Source organism: Geopsychrobacter electrodiphilus DSM 16401 (genome assembly GCF_000384395.1).
Taxonomy (GTDB): Bacteria; Desulfobacterota; Desulfuromonadia; order Desulfuromonadales; family Geopsychrobacteraceae; genus Geopsychrobacter; species Geopsychrobacter electrodiphilus.
The window spans coordinates 3,292,295-3,307,984 of sequence record NZ_ARWE01000001.1 but is presented as its reverse complement, the minus strand read 5'-3'; the positions used below and the strand labels follow the sequence as shown (position 1 = coordinate 3,307,984).

General features: G+C 51.0%; 17 protein-coding genes. 2 read left to right on the top strand and 15 right to left on the bottom strand.

The annotated features are described in order from the left end of the window. Complete coding sequence (locus D888_RS0115620; protein ID WP_020677507.1) at positions 1-1,620, bottom strand: ATP-binding protein; 1,620 nt, start codon at positions 1,618-1,620, stop codon at positions 1-3. A gap of 220 nt (positions 1,621-1,840) precedes the next feature. Beyond that, positions 1,841-2,722 (bottom strand): DMT family transporter, encoded by an 882-nt coding sequence (locus tag D888_RS0115615; RefSeq protein WP_020677506.1) that lies wholly within the window; start codon positions 2,720-2,722, stop codon positions 1,841-1,843. Between the two features lie 179 nt (positions 2,723-2,901). Here D888_RS0115615 and D888_RS0115610 point away from each other — a divergent pair, with 179 nt between their 5' ends. Further along, complete coding sequence (locus D888_RS0115610) at positions 2,902-3,519, top strand: HD domain-containing protein (RefSeq protein WP_020677505.1); 618 nt, start codon at positions 2,902-2,904, stop codon at positions 3,517-3,519. Positions 3,520-3,604: 85 nt separating this feature from the next. On the opposite strand, the gene D888_RS0115605 is transcribed toward D888_RS0115610, so the two are convergent. The 10 genes from D888_RS0115605 to D888_RS21975 form a co-directional block, all read right to left on the bottom strand. Continuing rightward, entirely contained in the window at positions 3,605-5,044 is a 1,440-nt protein-coding gene (locus tag D888_RS0115605) for an OmpA family protein (protein WP_020677504.1), read from the bottom strand. Between the two features lie 335 nt (positions 5,045-5,379). Next, positions 5,380-5,790, bottom strand: coding sequence for a PaaI family thioesterase (locus D888_RS0115600; protein WP_020677503.1), 411 nt, complete (start codon positions 5,788-5,790; stop codon positions 5,380-5,382). 138 nt (positions 5,791-5,928) lie between these two features. After that, positions 5,929-6,570: an SGNH/GDSL hydrolase family protein gene (locus tag D888_RS0115595; protein WP_020677502.1), complete on the bottom strand. Its 642-nt coding sequence runs from the start codon at positions 6,568-6,570 to the stop codon at positions 5,929-5,931. 285 nt (positions 6,571-6,855) lie between these two features. After that, positions 6,856-7,458, bottom strand: coding sequence for a carbonate dehydratase (gene can / locus D888_RS0115590; RefSeq protein ID WP_020677501.1), 603 nt, complete (start codon positions 7,456-7,458; stop codon positions 6,856-6,858). A 141-nt stretch (positions 7,459-7,599) separates the two neighbouring features. Further along, entirely contained in the window at positions 7,600-7,791 is a 192-nt protein-coding gene (locus D888_RS24195) for a hypothetical protein (RefSeq protein WP_156827034.1), read from the bottom strand. A 51-nt stretch (positions 7,792-7,842) separates the two neighbouring features. After that, positions 7,843-8,622, bottom strand: a complete 780-nt coding sequence (locus D888_RS0115580) for a general secretion pathway protein GspB (RefSeq protein ID WP_020677499.1) — start codon at positions 8,620-8,622, stop codon at positions 7,843-7,845. A gap of 3 nt (positions 8,623-8,625) precedes the next feature. After that, the gene (locus D888_RS0115575) at positions 8,626-10,245 is read right to left on the bottom strand and encodes an ExeA family protein (protein ID WP_020677498.1); all 1,620 of its coding nucleotides are present in this window, start codon (positions 10,243-10,245) and stop codon (positions 8,626-8,628) included. 172 nt (positions 10,246-10,417) lie between these two features. Next, entirely contained in the window at positions 10,418-10,720 is a 303-nt protein-coding gene (locus D888_RS24190; RefSeq protein ID WP_156827033.1) for a zinc-ribbon domain-containing protein, read from the bottom strand. A 142-nt stretch (positions 10,721-10,862) separates the two neighbouring features. Next, entirely contained in the window at positions 10,863-11,528 is a 666-nt protein-coding gene (locus D888_RS0115560; protein WP_020677496.1) for a transposase, read from the bottom strand. 17 nt (positions 11,529-11,545) lie between these two features. Then, the gene (locus D888_RS21975; protein ID WP_020677495.1) at positions 11,546-11,725 is read right to left on the bottom strand and encodes a hypothetical protein; all 180 of its coding nucleotides are present in this window, start codon (positions 11,723-11,725) and stop codon (positions 11,546-11,548) included. A 230-nt stretch (positions 11,726-11,955) separates the two neighbouring features. Here D888_RS21975 and D888_RS0115550 point away from each other — a divergent pair, with 230 nt between their 5' ends. Next, positions 11,956-12,951 carry an IS30 family transposase gene (locus D888_RS0115550; protein WP_020674685.1) on the top strand — a complete coding sequence of 332 codons (996 nt, stop codon included), beginning with the start codon at positions 11,956-11,958 and terminating at the stop codon, positions 12,949-12,951. 88 nt (positions 12,952-13,039) lie between these two features. Here the strand turns inward: D888_RS0115550 and D888_RS0115545 are convergent, their stop codons facing one another. The 3 genes from D888_RS0115545 to D888_RS0115535 form a co-directional block, all read right to left on the bottom strand. After that, on the bottom strand, positions 13,040-13,843 hold the full coding sequence (locus D888_RS0115545; RefSeq protein ID WP_020677494.1) for a hypothetical protein: 804 nt from the start codon (positions 13,841-13,843) through the stop codon (positions 13,040-13,042). 25 nt (positions 13,844-13,868) lie between these two features. Next, complete coding sequence (locus tag D888_RS0115540) at positions 13,869-14,729, bottom strand: hypothetical protein (protein ID WP_020677493.1); 861 nt, start codon at positions 14,727-14,729, stop codon at positions 13,869-13,871. A 249-nt stretch (positions 14,730-14,978) separates the two neighbouring features. Beyond that, entirely contained in the window at positions 14,979-15,608 is a 630-nt protein-coding gene (locus D888_RS0115535) for a hypothetical protein (RefSeq protein WP_020677492.1), read from the bottom strand. Positions 15,609-15,690 lie beyond the last annotated feature (82 nt).

Genomic DNA, 15,690 nt, shown 5'->3' with positions numbered 1-15,690 from the left:
TTAATCCCTTGTGGTCAGTGGAATGGAGGCGGTAAAAATCGCGCCGCCACTCCGGCCTCGGCTCAGACGAATCTCGCCTCGCAGCTCCTCCAGGCACTTTGCAACCAGATACAGGCCGACGCCCCGGCCGGACTGGCCCTTGCCCGACACGCCGCGCTGAAACAAGCGCTCGGCCAGTTCGTCCGGAACCCCGCGGCCGGAATCTTCGACCCTGATCGTCAATTGCTTGTCACGGTCGCTCAACAGCAGCCGGACCCAGCCCCCCATCTTCCCCCCTTCGCGCGCGGCCTCAAAGGCATTATCGAGCAGATTGCCGATAATCGTCACGAGCTTTTCGCTGGCGAACTCCTCCGAGAGCGCGGTCAGGCTGCTGTCCGGGTCGAGGATAAAATCAATCTGCATTTCATGGGCGTAGCTGAGTTTGCCGAGCACCAGCGCCGAGACGACCGGATTGTTCGAGATGCGCGTTACCAGGCTGACGAATTCCTTGAATTGGTTGTCCTGCTGCACGATCAGGTCGAGGGCCTCATCGTAGGATTCAAGCTGGATAAGGCCGGCGATGGTATGCAGTTTATTGGAATATTCGTGGGTCTGAGCGCGTAAGATATCGGCGTACTGTTTGGCCGAAGAGAGTTTGCGGGTCAGGATATCAATTTCATCCTTGCGGCGGAAGGTGGCCAAAAGCCCGGTAATCTGCTGATTCTGGATGACCGGGATCAGGTTGAAGACCATCAGGGTGTCGTTGACCAGATACTCGCGGTCGAATTGTCGTTCGCCCGAGGCCAGCACCGTTGCAACCGGGACCAGCGGGAAAATCCCTTCAAGCGGCCGGCCGAGAAGTTCCTCCGGACCTGCCCGGTCGAGGGTTTTGAGTGCGGCGTGGTTGACCAGCGTAATATTGAGTTGGTTGTCGGTGGCCACGATTCCTGAGCGGATCGATTCGAGGATCGCGTTTCGCTCCAGCAGGATGCCGGCGATCTCCTGCGGCTCCAGGCCAAAAATTGCTTTCTTGAAAGTGCTGGATATCCAGACCGCCCCGGCAATGCCAAACAGCAGAGCCAGAGGCAGAAAGGGCGCAACCTTGAACTGGGCCCTGCGAATGATGCTGTTAACATCCGCCAGAAGATAGCCGACAGAGACGACACCGATGACCTCCCCTGTACGGGTGATGATCGGGGCTTTCCCGCGGATCGAGGGACCAAGGGTGCCAACAGCCTTGGAAATATAGGCTTTCCCTTGCTGCAGAGCGGGCCAGTTGTCGCCACCGACCATCAGTTTGCCCAGTTTTTCAGGATCGGGATGTGAATACCGGTGTCCACTACGATCGCCAACGACGATGAACTCTGCGCCAGTTTTGGCGCGAATTTCTTCGGCCAGGATTTGAATCTTACCCAGGGGATCCTTCCTGACCAGGGCCTCCTGGAGTTCCGGCATCGAGGCGACACTCTCGGAGACCATCAAGGCCTTCTGGCCGATCTCTTCCTCGATGACTCCGCTGAGAAAATTGCTGAACATACTGCCGGTCAGAAGAATGACAAAGAGCATCAGACCTGTCACCAGCAGGACCATTTTCATCTGTAGGGTCCGTGGAAGCAGGTAAAAATGGCGTGTCGCTTTCAAGGGGAACTCCTTAAACCTAGCCCTGACTCGCCAGGACAGGCTCCAGCTTCTCTACTTTCTGCACCAACCCTCAAGGTCTCAGCAAGACACTCCTGTCCCGAGGGAGGATGTCGACCTCATATTTTGGTTCGTATAAAACGCTACCTTTAATCGTTACCCGCAGTAAACATTCTGCAAATAATGAACGATATGGTCATTAGCGTAATTCTGTTCATTTTGCTCACGCTCTCCGTAATGCCAGGGTCGCGTTGGCCGCAAAAATGAGCAGCGCCCCACACCAGCCGGCAAGCGCAAGGTGCGGGTCAGCGACCAGTATGGGCCCGAGCAGGGCCGCCAGCAAGATCCTGCTGGAAGAGATGATAGACCCTTCCACTGCGGTGACGTATAAAAAGCCGTAGGTGATCAGATACTGCCCGAGGACCCCGGCGATTGAGCAGCTCAGCAGAAAAAACAGCTCCTCGGGATTCGGCATGAAGATAGCGTCATGAAAAAATACCAGCATCAAAAGCGTACCCAGGCCGAACATGAAAAACAGGATGGTCTGTGAATCGTGGCAGCGCCGGCTGATGTTCAGGTAGATCACCGCGACCGCCGCGGTGATCCCCGAACTGAGGCCCCAGAGCTTTCCCCAGCCAAGCTGAATCTCTCCCGGGGAGAGGACCAGCCAGACCCCGGCAAAGGCCACCGCCACGATCACTAAAGACAATCGGTCACGTTGCCCGCGCAGAAATATCCACGAGAAGATCGCGACAAACAGCGGATAGGTCATATTGAGGATATTCGCTTCGGCCACCGACCCAGATTCCACGGCCTTGTAAAAACAGAATACCGCCAGGGTATTGGCCAGGGCTCGACCGATCAGATAGTGGTAGTTTTTTGGGTGCAAACTCTTCTTTTGCAGGATCAGCACCACAGAAACAACGATGAACCCGAGCAGCAGGCGGGCAAAGACAAAATAGGCCGATTCGATCGTCACATGAGGCTTGGCCCAGCGGATGATCAGGGTGGCGAGATAGAAACAGAAGGCCGAACCAAAAACGGCAGACCAGCCGACGGCTTGACTGGAAAACCTGGGGCCGCGCCCGGGGGATTGAATATTCATGGGAACCGAGTCGTAGTTAAACCCAGCAGACGTTCATCAACTGGTTCGGGAAAAGAGAAGAAACAGGTCAAATTTTTTAACGTTGATGGCGAGCCACGATAGTGTAACTCTGTACCGGCAGTCAGAATAGCACTATTCTGTCACCGTTCGCATAAACCTCTTCCGGAGACGTCTTCACTATGGATCGCATGAAACAACAGATTGCCTTTATTGAATGTCTTGACCGGCTCAAGCTGGTGCTGCGTCAGAATCTGGTCATGGATGAGTCCCGTCGCGAGAACACTGCCGAGCATTCCTGGCATATCGCCAGTATGGCAATGGTGCTGGCCGAATATGCGCCCTCGCCAACCGACCAGTCGCGGGTGTTGAAGATGCTCCTGCTGCATGATGTGATCGAGATCGAGGCGGGTGATACCTTCTGCTTCGATGTTGAGGGGAATAAAGACAAGCTCGCGCGTGAACGCCGTGCCGCTGAGCAGGTCTTTGGTCTGCTGCCGCCCGACCAGGGTGTTGAATTCCGCAGTCTGTGGGACGAGTTCGAGGCGGGTGAGACGAACGAGGCGCGCTTTGCTAACGCCCTCGACCGCTTTCAGGTGCTGCTGCAGAATTTCAACACCCGCGGGGGCACCTGGCGCATCCATAACATCGATCGCGCGCGGGTTGTTGCACGCATGCTGCCGATCAAAGAGGGCGCTCCGGCGCTATGGCCACAGGTTGTGAAGTATCTGGATGAGGCTTGTGCCGCGGGACTGCTCAGAGAATTAACGCCGGAAGAAGAGCAGGCCTCCGGCCGGTAGTTGAGGTGCCTGGATATTTTAAGCTGAGCCCATGTTTCGTTGTCGCCTGCTACTCTCAGTAACAGGCGACAACGAAGACGAGGGCTTATTCGGCCAGCCTGATCACAACCCGTCGATTGGCCTTGCGGCCCTCAGGGGTGCTGTTATCGGCGATCGGATTATCCTTGCCAAATCCTTTGGCCGTCAGGATGGCCAGGTCGACGCCATAATCGCGAGACAAAACCCAGCGGACGGTGTCGGCACGTTTTTGGGAAAGCTGTTTATTCATGGCTGCCGAACCGGTGTTGTCGGTATAGCCTTCAATCAGGATATTTTTGTCCGGATGGGACTTGATGAAGTCGGCCGCCTTCTGCAGCTGAGGTTTGAACTCGGGAGTGATTACCGAGCTATTGCTGGCAAAGGTGATTTCGAGATTTAATTTTACCATTGCCGCATAGATGACCTCACAACCCTTGGCATCGACTTTCTTGCCGGCTGCGGTACCAGGGCAGTTGTCGAAGCTGTCCAATACGCCATCCTGATCGCTGTCGGCCGGGCAACCCTGTGCATCAACCTTGATTCCCGCCGCGGTCCCTGGACAGACATCGCTGTCGTCGAAGATTCCATCATGATCACTGTCGGCCGTGCACCCCAGTTTATCGACCTTGACGCCCGCGGGGGTGGCAGGGCAGTGGTCCTCTGAGTCAACAACCCCATCTGCATCGGTATCATGAATAACAACGACTTCGGGGACCGGTACGCAGCCGTTGGCATCAACTTTGGCTCCTGCCGGGGTGTCCGGGCACTTATCAAAGGCATTGGTGACCCCGTCGGAATCACTGTCGAGGGGGCAGCCATCAGCATCGACAGCTTCCTGGGGGGAGGTTCCGGGACAACGGTCCAGGGAATCGATCACGCCGTCATGATCACTGTCCACGGGTCCGGCAAGGGCCGGGGCTGGGGCCGCGACCTTGCCTCCCAGCTGGAAGGTGAGTCCACTTGAAAACATGAAGTTGTTGTAATTGTTACCGTGGGTTATCGGGTCGAATGAAATCTCATGGCGAATCACATTTCGTGCATCAAAACGCAGGGCCAGCCTGTCAGTTAAAAAATACTTGATGCCGCCGCCGAAGTCGGCCAGAAGATCCTGGTTGTAGGTATCCCCCGGCATATTATGTTTTAAAAGGGCTCCACCGATGCCCGCTGCAAGATAGGGGACCAGCCGCTCATCCGGGCGGAAATGGTAGAGCAGGTCAATTCGGCCGGTGAAATAGGTGAAATCATCCGCTCCGACGGCGTCCTTAGCTACCCTCGACGAGGTCCCCACCAGCTCGGCTCCCCAATTTTTGGTGAAGTTGTACCCGAGGTTGAGTCCGATAAATCCGCTATTCTTGAAGCCTTCGTTCTTGTCAAAGATGTGGGCTCCCACCATTGGCGACAGGGTAATCGCTCCGGCACGATTGGCGGCTTCGGCCTGCGGGGTTAATCCGAACACCGTAACCAGGGCCAGCATTGTAAACAGGCGTAAAAAAATATTCAGCTTCACGAGCACCTCCAGTAGTTTTGAGTAACAAAAAAGTAAATATGACCTGCCTTCGAGAGAAATCTTAATTGCGAGGAGTGATCTATAACCAAATCTCACCTGTTGCTTATTGAGCATAATTAAAGCGCTCAAACATATAATGAATTCACTCTAACGTCAATTCAAAAACGCCGTCCTTTGAGTCAAAATTTGCCCGATGACACAGGGTTATCGCTGAATTATATGGAGATTCCATGTCTTGTCATAGGGGAGGCGTCAGCCCCCCGGAGATGAGAGAGGCCTGCGCGCGAGGGGAGCTCAGTGACGAATAGCCTTCCGCTGAACGCTTTTCCAGAATCTTAGGATCTGGCGGGTGGGATAGAGTAGGTGCCGACTGCATGTGCCACCGGCGCTGAGTCTCCTTCGGAGTATAAGGCGACCTCGCCAATTGCCAGAGATCTGCCGACCTTCAAAAGTTGACATTCCCCGATGATGTCCCTGTCCGCCGCAGGCTTTCTGAGAAAGTTGATCGTCAGGCTGGTGGTGACCGTCAGCGCTACCAGCCCGATCTTGCCCAGAATCGCGGCGTAGAGCGCGACATCGGCCGTCGTCATCAGCACCGGGCCGGAGACGGTCCCGCCGGGGCGCAGTTCCTCGAACCCGACCTTATGTCTGACCCTCGCCGACATCTCGCCCAGCGCTTCGACGGTGCATTTCGTTTGCGGGAATTCCGCGCGGAAAAACTGATTCATCTCTTCTTTTGAGACCATTGATTCTCTCCTCAAATGGCGCTGACAGTGATCTGTTTTGCCACGAAATCCGCTACTAACTGCCGACCCTCAATTTATCCAACCTTCAGGTCCAGGTTAGGCTCTGACAGTTGGGCTTTAACCAGCGGTGAACCGCGGTCATATGATGCTCTTTCCCGCAACAAAACCTGCGATGGCTTCACCCAGGGTGCGGTGTTGATCTTCATCCAGGTGAATCCCGTCGATGAGGCTGGCCTCAGTGACCCTTCCGGCATCGAAAAACAGGGTGGATTGCTGCTGGGCAATTTTTTCCAGCTCATCTGCCAGACCGATACTCCGCGTTTCGGCGCCGGTAAATTTATTGGCGATCACGCCTCGCGGGGCCAGGATTACCGGTGGCGCCACGATCAATATCTCCGGCAGCGGCATGCCCGGCTCGATCGGCGCCTGGCGGATAACCTGCACCAGTTTGGCGGTGCCCTGAGCCGACATCCAGGCAGTGTTCTGGTGGCTGGACTGAAAATCGTTGGTCCCGAGCATCAAAATAACCAGCTTGAGCGGCGAGCAGATTTCCATCAGCTGAGCCAGCCCCTGGGAGCCATCGCGTCCGTCCTTGAACGGGTCCGACCAGGTGGTGCGGCGTCCGTTGAGACAATTTTCTATGACCCTGAGATTTCTCCCCTGTGCCTTGAGGGAATTTTCCAATACGCCCGGCCAGCGTTTATCGAAGGCCAGCCGATTTCTGGTGTTGGGGATGATCCCCCAGGTGAGGCTGTCACCATAGATCAGGATCTGTTCCATAATATGACCTCCTGGTGCGGTTTGGCGGTTTAGACAAGGGGCCTCATGGCCCGCCGTGAGGACGACAGAACTTTAAGATTAACACTGTCGGCTTTGGTTCGCCAGATTAGGTAAGAAGGCTTTTTTTGGGGAGAGATACGGGAAGTATCACTGATTTTTATTGACGAACTTGAACTGGTGAAGGTCGAAGGATCCCTCACCAATTATGACGCGAACGCCTGGCAATTGACTCAAGCGCACCCCCTTAACTTTGAACACCGGTGCAGCGATTTGTTATCTGCAGATTTATGAATCTGCTGATGAAAAGCAGGTATCTAAATCTTTTAAAATTCCATTTTTAAGACTGTAAATCCAACCGTGGACAGAGAGCTCTTTCCCTTGTTTCCATGCATTCTTGACAATAGTGGTGTTGGATATGTTTTTGACTTGCTCTTTTACATTTAACTCACAAAGTAAATCTAGCTGTTTATTATGTGTAAGCCCATCAAATTTTGCTTCATTGAAGCGAATGACATCTTTGACATGACGTAGCCAGTTATCGATAAGACCATGCTCTTGGTTTTCCAGTGCCGCCTTGATTCCCCCGCATCCATAGTGACCACAAACTATAATATGCTTTACTTCAAGGACCTCAACCGCGAACTGAATTACAGAAAGGCAATTCAGATCTGTATGTACGACAACATTGGCAATATTACGATGAACAAATACCTCTCCAGGCTGCAGATTGGTAATCTGGTTGGCAGGAACTCGGCTATCTGAGCAACCAATCCACAAATACTCCGGGGAGTGTTGTTTTGATAGCCGAGTGAAAAACGTAGGGTCATTTTTCTTGATTGATTCAGCCCAGACAAAATTGCTATCAAGTAAGTGTTTTAGAGTTTTCAATTTTTTTAATTATCCTTACACTTTTTTTGCTCGGGAAATGGATTTACTCTTGTCAGTTAATTTGATCCTTCAAGATATCACACCAAAATGTTTGCAGCATATGTATAAAAGGGACGTATGTACAAAAGGGACGTTGTTGCTTTATTGCTTTATCGTCCGTTCAAGCTCTTTCTTTAACTCCACATTGGCCGCCAGAATCGTCGCGCCACGCTCAGCGGCGCGGCTGACCGCGGGCGGGCCGATACCCAGGTGGCGACTGATAGCGACTCCGGGGTAACCCAACCACCGTACGGCAATGGAAATTCCGGAGACATCCATGATAAGTAAAGTCAACGGGAAAATGGAGGTTTCCCTGTATCTCCTCGGAACTCCTGGCCAATAGTATTACCGTATCGGGTCGGCGGTGTCTGCATCGAGCAGATCGCGCAGCGAGCCGTGACGGTCGGTTTTGAAGCGATAGCCCCGGTAAGAAAAGATGAGCCCGGACGGAATAATCTCTTCAAGGACCAGCCCGTCCTGGAGTTGTTCCCCTTCACGCAGAATCTTATTGTTGATGCGGGCCATGCGCTCCCGGGGATCGCCGCTGTAATAGTGAAGCGATATGGTTATCAGCGGGAGCTCGCTGCGGATTGCGGCGGGCAACTCGCTCGGTGGTAAGGAGTTGCCTGCGGGCGGAGTCAGCGTCGCTGGCGCTGATGAGGCTGCAGGTGCGGCAGATGCAGCAGGCGCGTGTTCCAATCGCGGGGTGGTGGATGTGGCTTTTTCAGGCACTCGCGCTACCGTCAGAACCTGTGGGCTAGCCTGTCGCCTGGGCTTATGCGGGGCGACCGGGTCCGTTTGTGCTTGCGGCATCGCCGCGGGGACGTCGCGCAGTGCAGGTTGGGTCAGTGGGGTTGGCGCTGTGGGTTGGTCGTTGTCCGTGGCTGGGGGCTCGGCGGATGTAACACTGATTTCGGTCTGCAGCGGCTTGGGCCCCCAGAGCAGCAGCCCGGCATTGAGTAACAGAACGGCCAGCAGAGCCAGCAGTAGCCAGAATTTCCAAGGTTGCCGCCGTTCCCTCAGATTTGAGCTTGGGGTCGGATTATGGACTGTCTGTAAGTCGGGGACGCTCCCGGCCGCGCGGGAGCGCTCTGATTTTTTGAGTGCATCAAGAATAAAAGACATCGGCTATTCGGGCCCCTCGGCGTTCAGTGTCGGAATACTTTTGTCGCTCAGGCTGTTGAGCTGAATCAGGGTCTGTGCTCCCACTACGCCATCGGGGCTGAGACCCCTGGAGGATTGAAATTGGCGCAGTTCTTTGAGTAGCGCCCCGGCGAGGCGCGGCCGGTTTTCGACCTGTGGCGGTCTGTTCAGGATGCGGGCCAGGGTTTGGTCAAGCCAGATAACCGACGGGGTCTGGTCGCCGGGATGCAAGAGCTTTGGCATAGAGGCCGGAGCACGCCACAGCAGGGCGTATTCGCCCTCCCAGGCGTCTTCAATCTGGCGCCGCATCACCCTTCTGGTTTCTGTCCCGAGGCGGAAGCTGGCGGTCTCTTCGTTGAGCGTGATTAAGGTGGCGTAATAACTCTGGCCGCGGGGATCGTGCAGGGTGAGCACGGCGGGTCGGTTGAGTTTGATCAGGCTGCCCAGATTCCCTCTTTTGAACAGGCACTTTAACCCCTGTTGCTCGGCAAACTGGCAGGCCAGCTCGTGCGCAGTCGGGTTGTATTCAAGCCCCCAGCGCGCAAACAGCGCCTGATACGCCAGGCGCTTGCTCTGCTCCTGTGGCAAATCAGCGGGCCAGGTCAGGCTGTCCATGGCACGGGGTGCAGCAGTTGCGGCGGGCGGAAGCGGCAGGGTTTGCGTCGCTGGTGTGCGAGGTTGCTGCGCGACTCGCAGGGGATAGAAGTGCAGCCCCAGGGCTCCGCCACCGCCGAGTAGCAGCAGTAGTGTTACCAGCAGCCACCGGCCATAGCGATCCCGTTTTTTTGCCCCAGGCTTGCCGCTGCCGAACAACTCCTGGGCCGCCTTATGCAGGGTCCGCGGGTCGACGGCCTCCTGCTCCTGTACGTAGGCCCCGAGCAGGGCTCGGTCGCAGAGCATGTTGATCAGGCGCGGAATGCCATGGCTGAGGTGGAAAATCTGGCGGATGCTGCTGGCGAAGAGCTGATGCTCTACCCCCGCCACCGCCAGGCGATGTTTGATGTAGGCGCTGACTTCCGATAGTGAGAGTGGTTCCAGATGATAGCGTGCGGTAATCCGTTGCGCGAGTTGGCGCAGGTCCGGACGGGCCAGCATCTCCAGCAGTTCCGGCTGCCCGAGCATGATGATCTGCAACAACTTGTGCCGGTCGGTTTCAAGGTTAGTCAACAGCCGGATCTGTTCCAGCACCTCTGGCGCAAGGTTTTGCGCCTCGTCGAGGATTAGCACTGTCTTGCGGTGGGCGGCGTGGGTGGCCAGCAGGGACTGGTTGACCCGATCGACCAGTAGTTTGATGCTGGTTGTCCCTGATGGATAATCAATTCTGAGCTCATCGCAGAGGGTCGCGAGCAGCTCGAGTGCGGTCAGTTTCGGATTAAGAACAAAGGCCACCTCAACGTTTGCCGGGATCTGTTGCAGCAGGCAGCGGCAGACCGTGGTCTTGCCGGTCCCGACCTCACCGGTCAGCAGGACGAACCCCCCGTCACTCTGCAGGCCGTAGAGCAGATGGGCCAGGGCCTCCCGGTGGCGCTCGCTCATGTAGAGATAGCGCGGATCGGGTGCGATGGAAAAAGGGTTCTCCTTGAGACCAAAAAAATCGCAGTACATCGTGATCCCGCAAACAAGAAGTAACCAGCCCGTGGCGCCTGTCAGCTTAGCAGCGAAGGAACCACCCTGATACTATGGGCTGAGCTGTTTGAGTTCAATGGATAAATGGGCGCGCGCCGAAGTAATACCGGTAATTCCGGGGACTCCCTGGGTGGTACTTTCGGGTTGGAACTCATTTTACTTTTTTGCCCTTTTTAATTTGGGATTCAATTTTCGAATTATCCGAAGAGTTACTAATTGCCACCAAAACCCAAATAATGATCCAGAGGCCGCCGGTTATTACAGACAGAATCAAGTGAAGGATATGGCTCGTTTTTTTCTTTTTGCTCAACATAATCGCCACTTCTTGATCACTATATGGAACTCTATCGCTCTTTTTTAGCTGAGATGTTGGAATTGGTGCCCCACACCCCGGGCATAAGGAAGCACTATCGGATACTTCTCTTCCGCATTCATGACAGTTTATCAACGCCATGTTAATTCCTTCCTCTTTTTTGTTGTGAGATCTAACTGTATTAGATAAGCGGCGGCGACGCGAACTTTAAGTACCAGCGGACTATCATTGGTCACTATTCGGCAGGTAAAAAATCCGGAATTCCGGGAATTCCGGGGACACCTCACTTAATCCCCTTGGGTTTGGGACCGGGCTTTTGTCTTTGCAGCTCCCGTCCGAGGTCCCCTTCCAGACCAGCGATGAATTTCGTTGAACCAAGGGGGCGACCTGATCGTTCCCCTCGGCCTATAGCTGCTCTGTTTTCCGCCTCTACCTCTAGGGTTAAAAACGTAGACCAATCTTCAACCAAATCCCCAAGTGGAGACTTCTGAATCAGCGGATCACTTCTTCTCCCCAGATAATGCCCTGCACTACTCCATGGGTAATCGCCCGGCGAATTCGTAAGCCCGGCGACAACCGGATTACGTTCAACATATCTTGCCGCAGCCAACAGATAATTTTCATCCATGGCACAAGAAGCGAATCGCCCTTGCCACAAGTGGCCACGCCAGCCCATGCGAAAATTTATCATTCGTGAATAGCGTCGATGGGTTTCCCCGATAGCCAACCTAAGACCATCTTCGGCTTGGGGTACAACGATCAAATGCACATGGTTTGGCATCAAACAATACGACCAGACCAAAACATCGTGAACAGCGCACCACTCGGCAAGCAGATCAAGATAGGAGCGATAGTCGTTATCGGTAAAAAATGTAGTTTGCCGACGGTTGCCGCGTTGCGTCACATGATGTGGCAAACCGGGTGCTACGATTCTGGAAATGCGTGCCATCCCCCCCTCCAACAAATTCATTTATCAATTAAGTGTGGTGTCCCCGGAACTCGGTTTTCATGGAAGATGCTCAGGTCGAGTTTCTGATCAACCAGATAATTGAGGGTGTGTTCGAAGGTGCCGGGAACCAGTTGGCGGTCGAAATGAACCGTCACGAAGGCCCCTTGTCCCTGGTTGTGTTCGGTAAAGCGAGGCATGTTTTCCCTCCAGAATTTCATCCCAAAAACTGTCCGCATTCTAACAAATTTCAGGGTTTTTCTACAGCCTCAACGGTAGTGATAAGCGGTGGCGACGCTAACTTGCGTGTACCACGGTAGATTCTATTCGTAAGTGCACCACCCGTAACACGGGCTAAAAAGCAGGACATGATGGGGTTTCTGGTAATGTTGGAAGTGCGAGCAACCAATACACCAGAAAGGAATCCATCATGCCCTACACACATCTTACTCCAAGAGATCGGTATGTCATCAGCCATTTAAAGGTGGCGAAGTTCAGTTTGCGAGAGATTGCTCGTCGCCTGGGACGACACCACACGACCATCAGTCGTGAACTCAAGCGTAATGGTCCAACCTACCCAGGCGGAGTTTACTGGTACTACTTTATCGAGCGACAAGTTGAAATAAATCGGCATAGAGCGCGAAGTTACCGGCGTCAGAGTCATCCCCCACTGGTTCAGTACATCGATACCAAACTCAGGGAAGACTGGCCGCCAGAAGTCATCGCTCAACGCCTGCGTTCAGAGTTCCCTCATGACGAACGCATGCGGATCAGTCATGAAACCATTTACCGCTGGGTGTTTCTCGACGCCGAGCAGGGTGGCAACCTGCATCGCCATTTGCGAAGACGGCATAAGTGCCGCAGACGGCAGAAACGCTACGGTGCCGGTCGCAGATTCATCCCCGGCAGGGTCGGCATTGAAACGCGGCCTGAGGTTGTTGCCGAACGAGGTCGCTATGGTGACTGGGAAGCAGATCTGGTCCTTGGCCGACGAGGTTCAGGCGCTATTGCCACCCATATTGAACGCAAAAGCCGCTATCTCATGGCGTCTTTATTGCCGGACCGAAAAGCCGAGACCTTCAATGCATCAGCGATTCCGGCTTATCAGTCACTGCCGCAAGGGATTTGCCATACGCTGACCCTGGACAACGGTAAAGAGTTCTCACGATTCAAAGACCTGGAAGCCGGGACTGGCCTCAAGGTTTTCTTTGCCGACGCCTATTCCGCCTGGCAGCGTGGAGCGAATGAAAACATCAATGGCTTGCTGCGCTTCTACTTCCCAAAAGGGATGAACTTTAAGCGCGTATCAGAAAAAGCGTTGGCCAAAGTGATACAGAAGATCAACAACCGCCCGAGAAAGTGCCTTGGCTACCGGACACCCCAAGAAGTTCTTGATGAGGCTTCAGATGGTGCACTTGCAATATGAATCTACCCACTGTGTTATTCGTGAACAACACAACTATATTCCATCCGCTTCATTATATGGTTAGGGGTTTTTTTGAATTTTAATAACTTTAAATTTTTGTGAATATTAGTTCTGAAATATTTGATTCATTGAAGCTTAGATCTTTCTTGCTTAATGATTTATAGTAAAATGTATATTGCAAGTCTAAATATTTAAAGCCCTGACTTACAGAGTCTATGACTTTTGGTTTTGTAGCAAGCTTAACCAATAGTGAAAGGACAGTATCAAGGTAGTCGTGAGTATGTTGAATCAGGCTATTTGTGTAAGAAGGTGTTTTCCCACTATGTACAATGATATTTCTTGTTCTATATATTCTTCTGATTTGCCATTCGAGACGTATTCTGTGAATATCTAAAGCATTTAAAACATTTTTAGGACAAGACAATATATTCTTAAAGTATTCAATGCGATCTCTCAAGAGATGAAATTCACCAAAGCTCGATTCTAGCTTTTCCAGATGTGTTGCATTCTCAGGCAATATTAGTAATTTAAGCAGCTTGTCTGTAAATTTTGTACCGCTAATATTTCGAAACGCTTGTTTTGTTGCAACAGAATTCCACCTTAATAAATCTTTTACAAGATTATTGATAAGGCGATCAAAATAACCAATACTCAAAAATGGGATAAGGGAGTTTACAATATGTTCAATGTTGGCAGTAGAATCACTTTTAGCCTCTGATGGTATTAATGATTCAAGGGATATCCATAAATTCAGTATTTGATTTTCAGATGAATTGCTCCCAAGTGCCATAGCATGAAGTTGTGCGCTACGAATAAATTTAAGGAATGAATCTGTTTTTAAAGAAAATTCGCTCAAAAATAAATTTAATTTCTTGCTAGCTGTTGCTTGCATAAGATCTTTGCATTTATGCATAGCATTAATAGGTTTTTGAATTTTTTTTCATATTGTTTTGATCTAGGTTGAAAACAATACATTCCTGTTGCCATTCTGGAATTTCTTTATGGTGATAAATAGTCAAAAGTGTTGATGAAAGCTTCAGTATGCTCTCTGCCTTTGTGCGCGCACTGTATTCGTCTTTTGCTTCAACATCATTTACGATGGCATAAACAGTTTCACCTTTTTTTGGTTTAAATTCAGGGTATTTATTTAAGTCTATTTCTTCCGGAGTGGTACTTGTTACTGTTAGCCCAATTGGTGAAAAGGCTGTTGATGCATTTTCGAAAATTTTCTTAACGCGAAAAAAAACTTTGTATTTATGATTTTCCTTTGTGAATAGATCAAAAAAATCGTTAATTGCATCAACCCCTGCTATTCGATTTGACCCGTAATAGAAAAAATCTAAGCATTTATCGTGCAGGTATTTTTGATTAAAACCTATAGCAATAAGTGTAGTAACATAATTCCTAGCGAGTCTCCTTATTTCTGATATTGATTGGCCGCCAAGAATTTCTTGCCTTAAAAGTTCTTCGTTTTTAATTCTGTAATTTTTCAAAGATAATTGAACTGAAAGTAGTTCTAAAACTGTTTGAATTTCTTGTAATGAACTTTTTGTATTTTTCAAGGTTGGAGTAAAGGATGTTGGGGGAAGAATTATAAGTGCTTTTGCAACAGTATCGCTTTCGTAGCAGTTGCAAAGTTCAGTTGCGACATGATTAATATTTGGTTGCCTTATGTTGCCACGCTTTATTTCTCCAATTGTCTGAAGGGCTTCATTGCACAATAAACCTGTATGCATGACTGAAGGTTTATACGTATCAAGAGAAAAATCAAACAACATTTCCTCTAGTATTTGCGCTAAATATAACAAGCCAGGGCAATTTCTAGGATCATCCCATTTCTTTAAGTTCCGGAATCTCATTATCTATAGTAGCTTTCGTGGTTATTAGTTAATTTCATTTCAGACCCTAACCGGTTTGAGATAAGCGGCGGCGACGAGAAGGTTCGGCCTACTACCGCAATTTTGATTTTTCTTTTCGTGAAGCACCCAGCTATTTTCCGTCCGCCTTGATTGACTGGTTAGCAATTTTTACAGTGGCCGATTTTCACTACGCCCATTTCTTGCGATCCAGGTCAAATACTCCACCCCCAGATTTGTTATGTGATACTGATTGTTCTCAATTGTAACCAAGGATCTTGCTGTCAAAAAATACATATATTTGTCGAAGTCCCAAGCCTCAAATTCCTTATTGAACATACTTTTAACGTGGTCAAATTGCGCTTTTACCACCTCGGCGTCTTGCCCTTGTCCCGTGACTTCATTGAGTTTTTTGAGGAGATAAATTTGGCTACCAAAAATCAAATTATGGATTTGTTCAAATTCTAGAAGTATTTTTGAGGCGGCGAGGTGCTTGATAAGCACTTTTGCAGTGCCACTCTCAGTTTCGAGTTCCTTACTTTGTAGGTCAGCAACAATACGACCTTCAACTTCTCGCATTACTATTGAGTCCCCGATTGCCAATAGTAATTCTTGTACTGCTTCTGTTTTTTCTTTTTCTCTTTGTGCTTCAGGGACCGGCGATGTTTTAACACCGCCTTTGTCAATTGATGAAATTCGAGAAATAAAACCAGAAATTTGTGTTCTAAAGATCAATAGAAAAACTATGGCGAAGATGAATGTAAAATGTGGCCATCCTAGTGAAGATAAAATTTCAGCCATAATTTTCCTCTTTTATATTTTGATTGCTAGACAATATGGTTCACACCTAAAGAAGTGACCTGTCTCCTTGTTAACGTGGATT

Excerpts from the sequence above, each read along its gene's own strand:
- D888_RS24190 (WP_156827033.1), bottom strand. The coding sequence starts at position 10,720 with ATGGCGTTGATAAACTGTCATGAATGCGGAAGAGAAGTATCCGATAGT.
- D888_RS0115610 (WP_020677505.1), top strand. The coding sequence starts at position 2,902 with ATGGATCGCATGAAACAACAGATTGCCTTTATTGAATGTCTTGACCGG.
- D888_RS0115580 (WP_020677499.1), bottom strand. The coding sequence starts at position 8,622 with ATGTCTTTTATTCTTGATGCACTCAAAAAATCAGAGCGCTCCCGCGCG.
- D888_RS0115535 (WP_020677492.1), bottom strand. The coding sequence starts at position 15,608 with ATGGCTGAAATTTTATCTTCACTAGGATGGCCACATTTTACATTCATC.
- D888_RS0115595 (WP_020677502.1), bottom strand. The coding sequence starts at position 6,570 with ATGGAACAGATCCTGATCTATGGTGACAGCCTCACCTGGGGGATCATC.
- D888_RS0115550 (WP_020674685.1), top strand. The coding sequence starts at position 11,956 with ATGCCCTACACACATCTTACTCCAAGAGATCGGTATGTCATCAGCCAT.
- D888_RS0115545 (WP_020677494.1), bottom strand. The coding sequence starts at position 13,843 with ATGCAAGCAACAGCTAGCAAGAAATTAAATTTATTTTTGAGCGAATTT.
- D888_RS0115615 (WP_020677506.1), bottom strand. The coding sequence starts at position 2,722 with ATGAATATTCAATCCCCCGGGCGCGGCCCCAGGTTTTCCAGTCAAGCC.
- D888_RS0115600 (WP_020677503.1), bottom strand. The coding sequence starts at position 5,790 with ATGGTCTCAAAAGAAGAGATGAATCAGTTTTTCCGCGCGGAATTCCCG.
- D888_RS21975 (WP_020677495.1), bottom strand. The coding sequence starts at position 11,725 with ATGCCTCGCTTTACCGAACACAACCAGGGACAAGGGGCCTTCGTGACG.
- D888_RS0115560 (WP_020677496.1), bottom strand. The coding sequence starts at position 11,528 with ATGGCACGCATTTCCAGAATCGTAGCACCCGGTTTGCCACATCATGTG.
- D888_RS0115575 (WP_020677498.1), bottom strand. The coding sequence starts at position 10,245 with ATGTACTGCGATTTTTTTGGTCTCAAGGAGAACCCTTTTTCCATCGCA.
- D888_RS0115540 (WP_020677493.1), bottom strand. The coding sequence starts at position 14,729 with ATGTTGTTTGATTTTTCTCTTGATACGTATAAACCTTCAGTCATGCAT.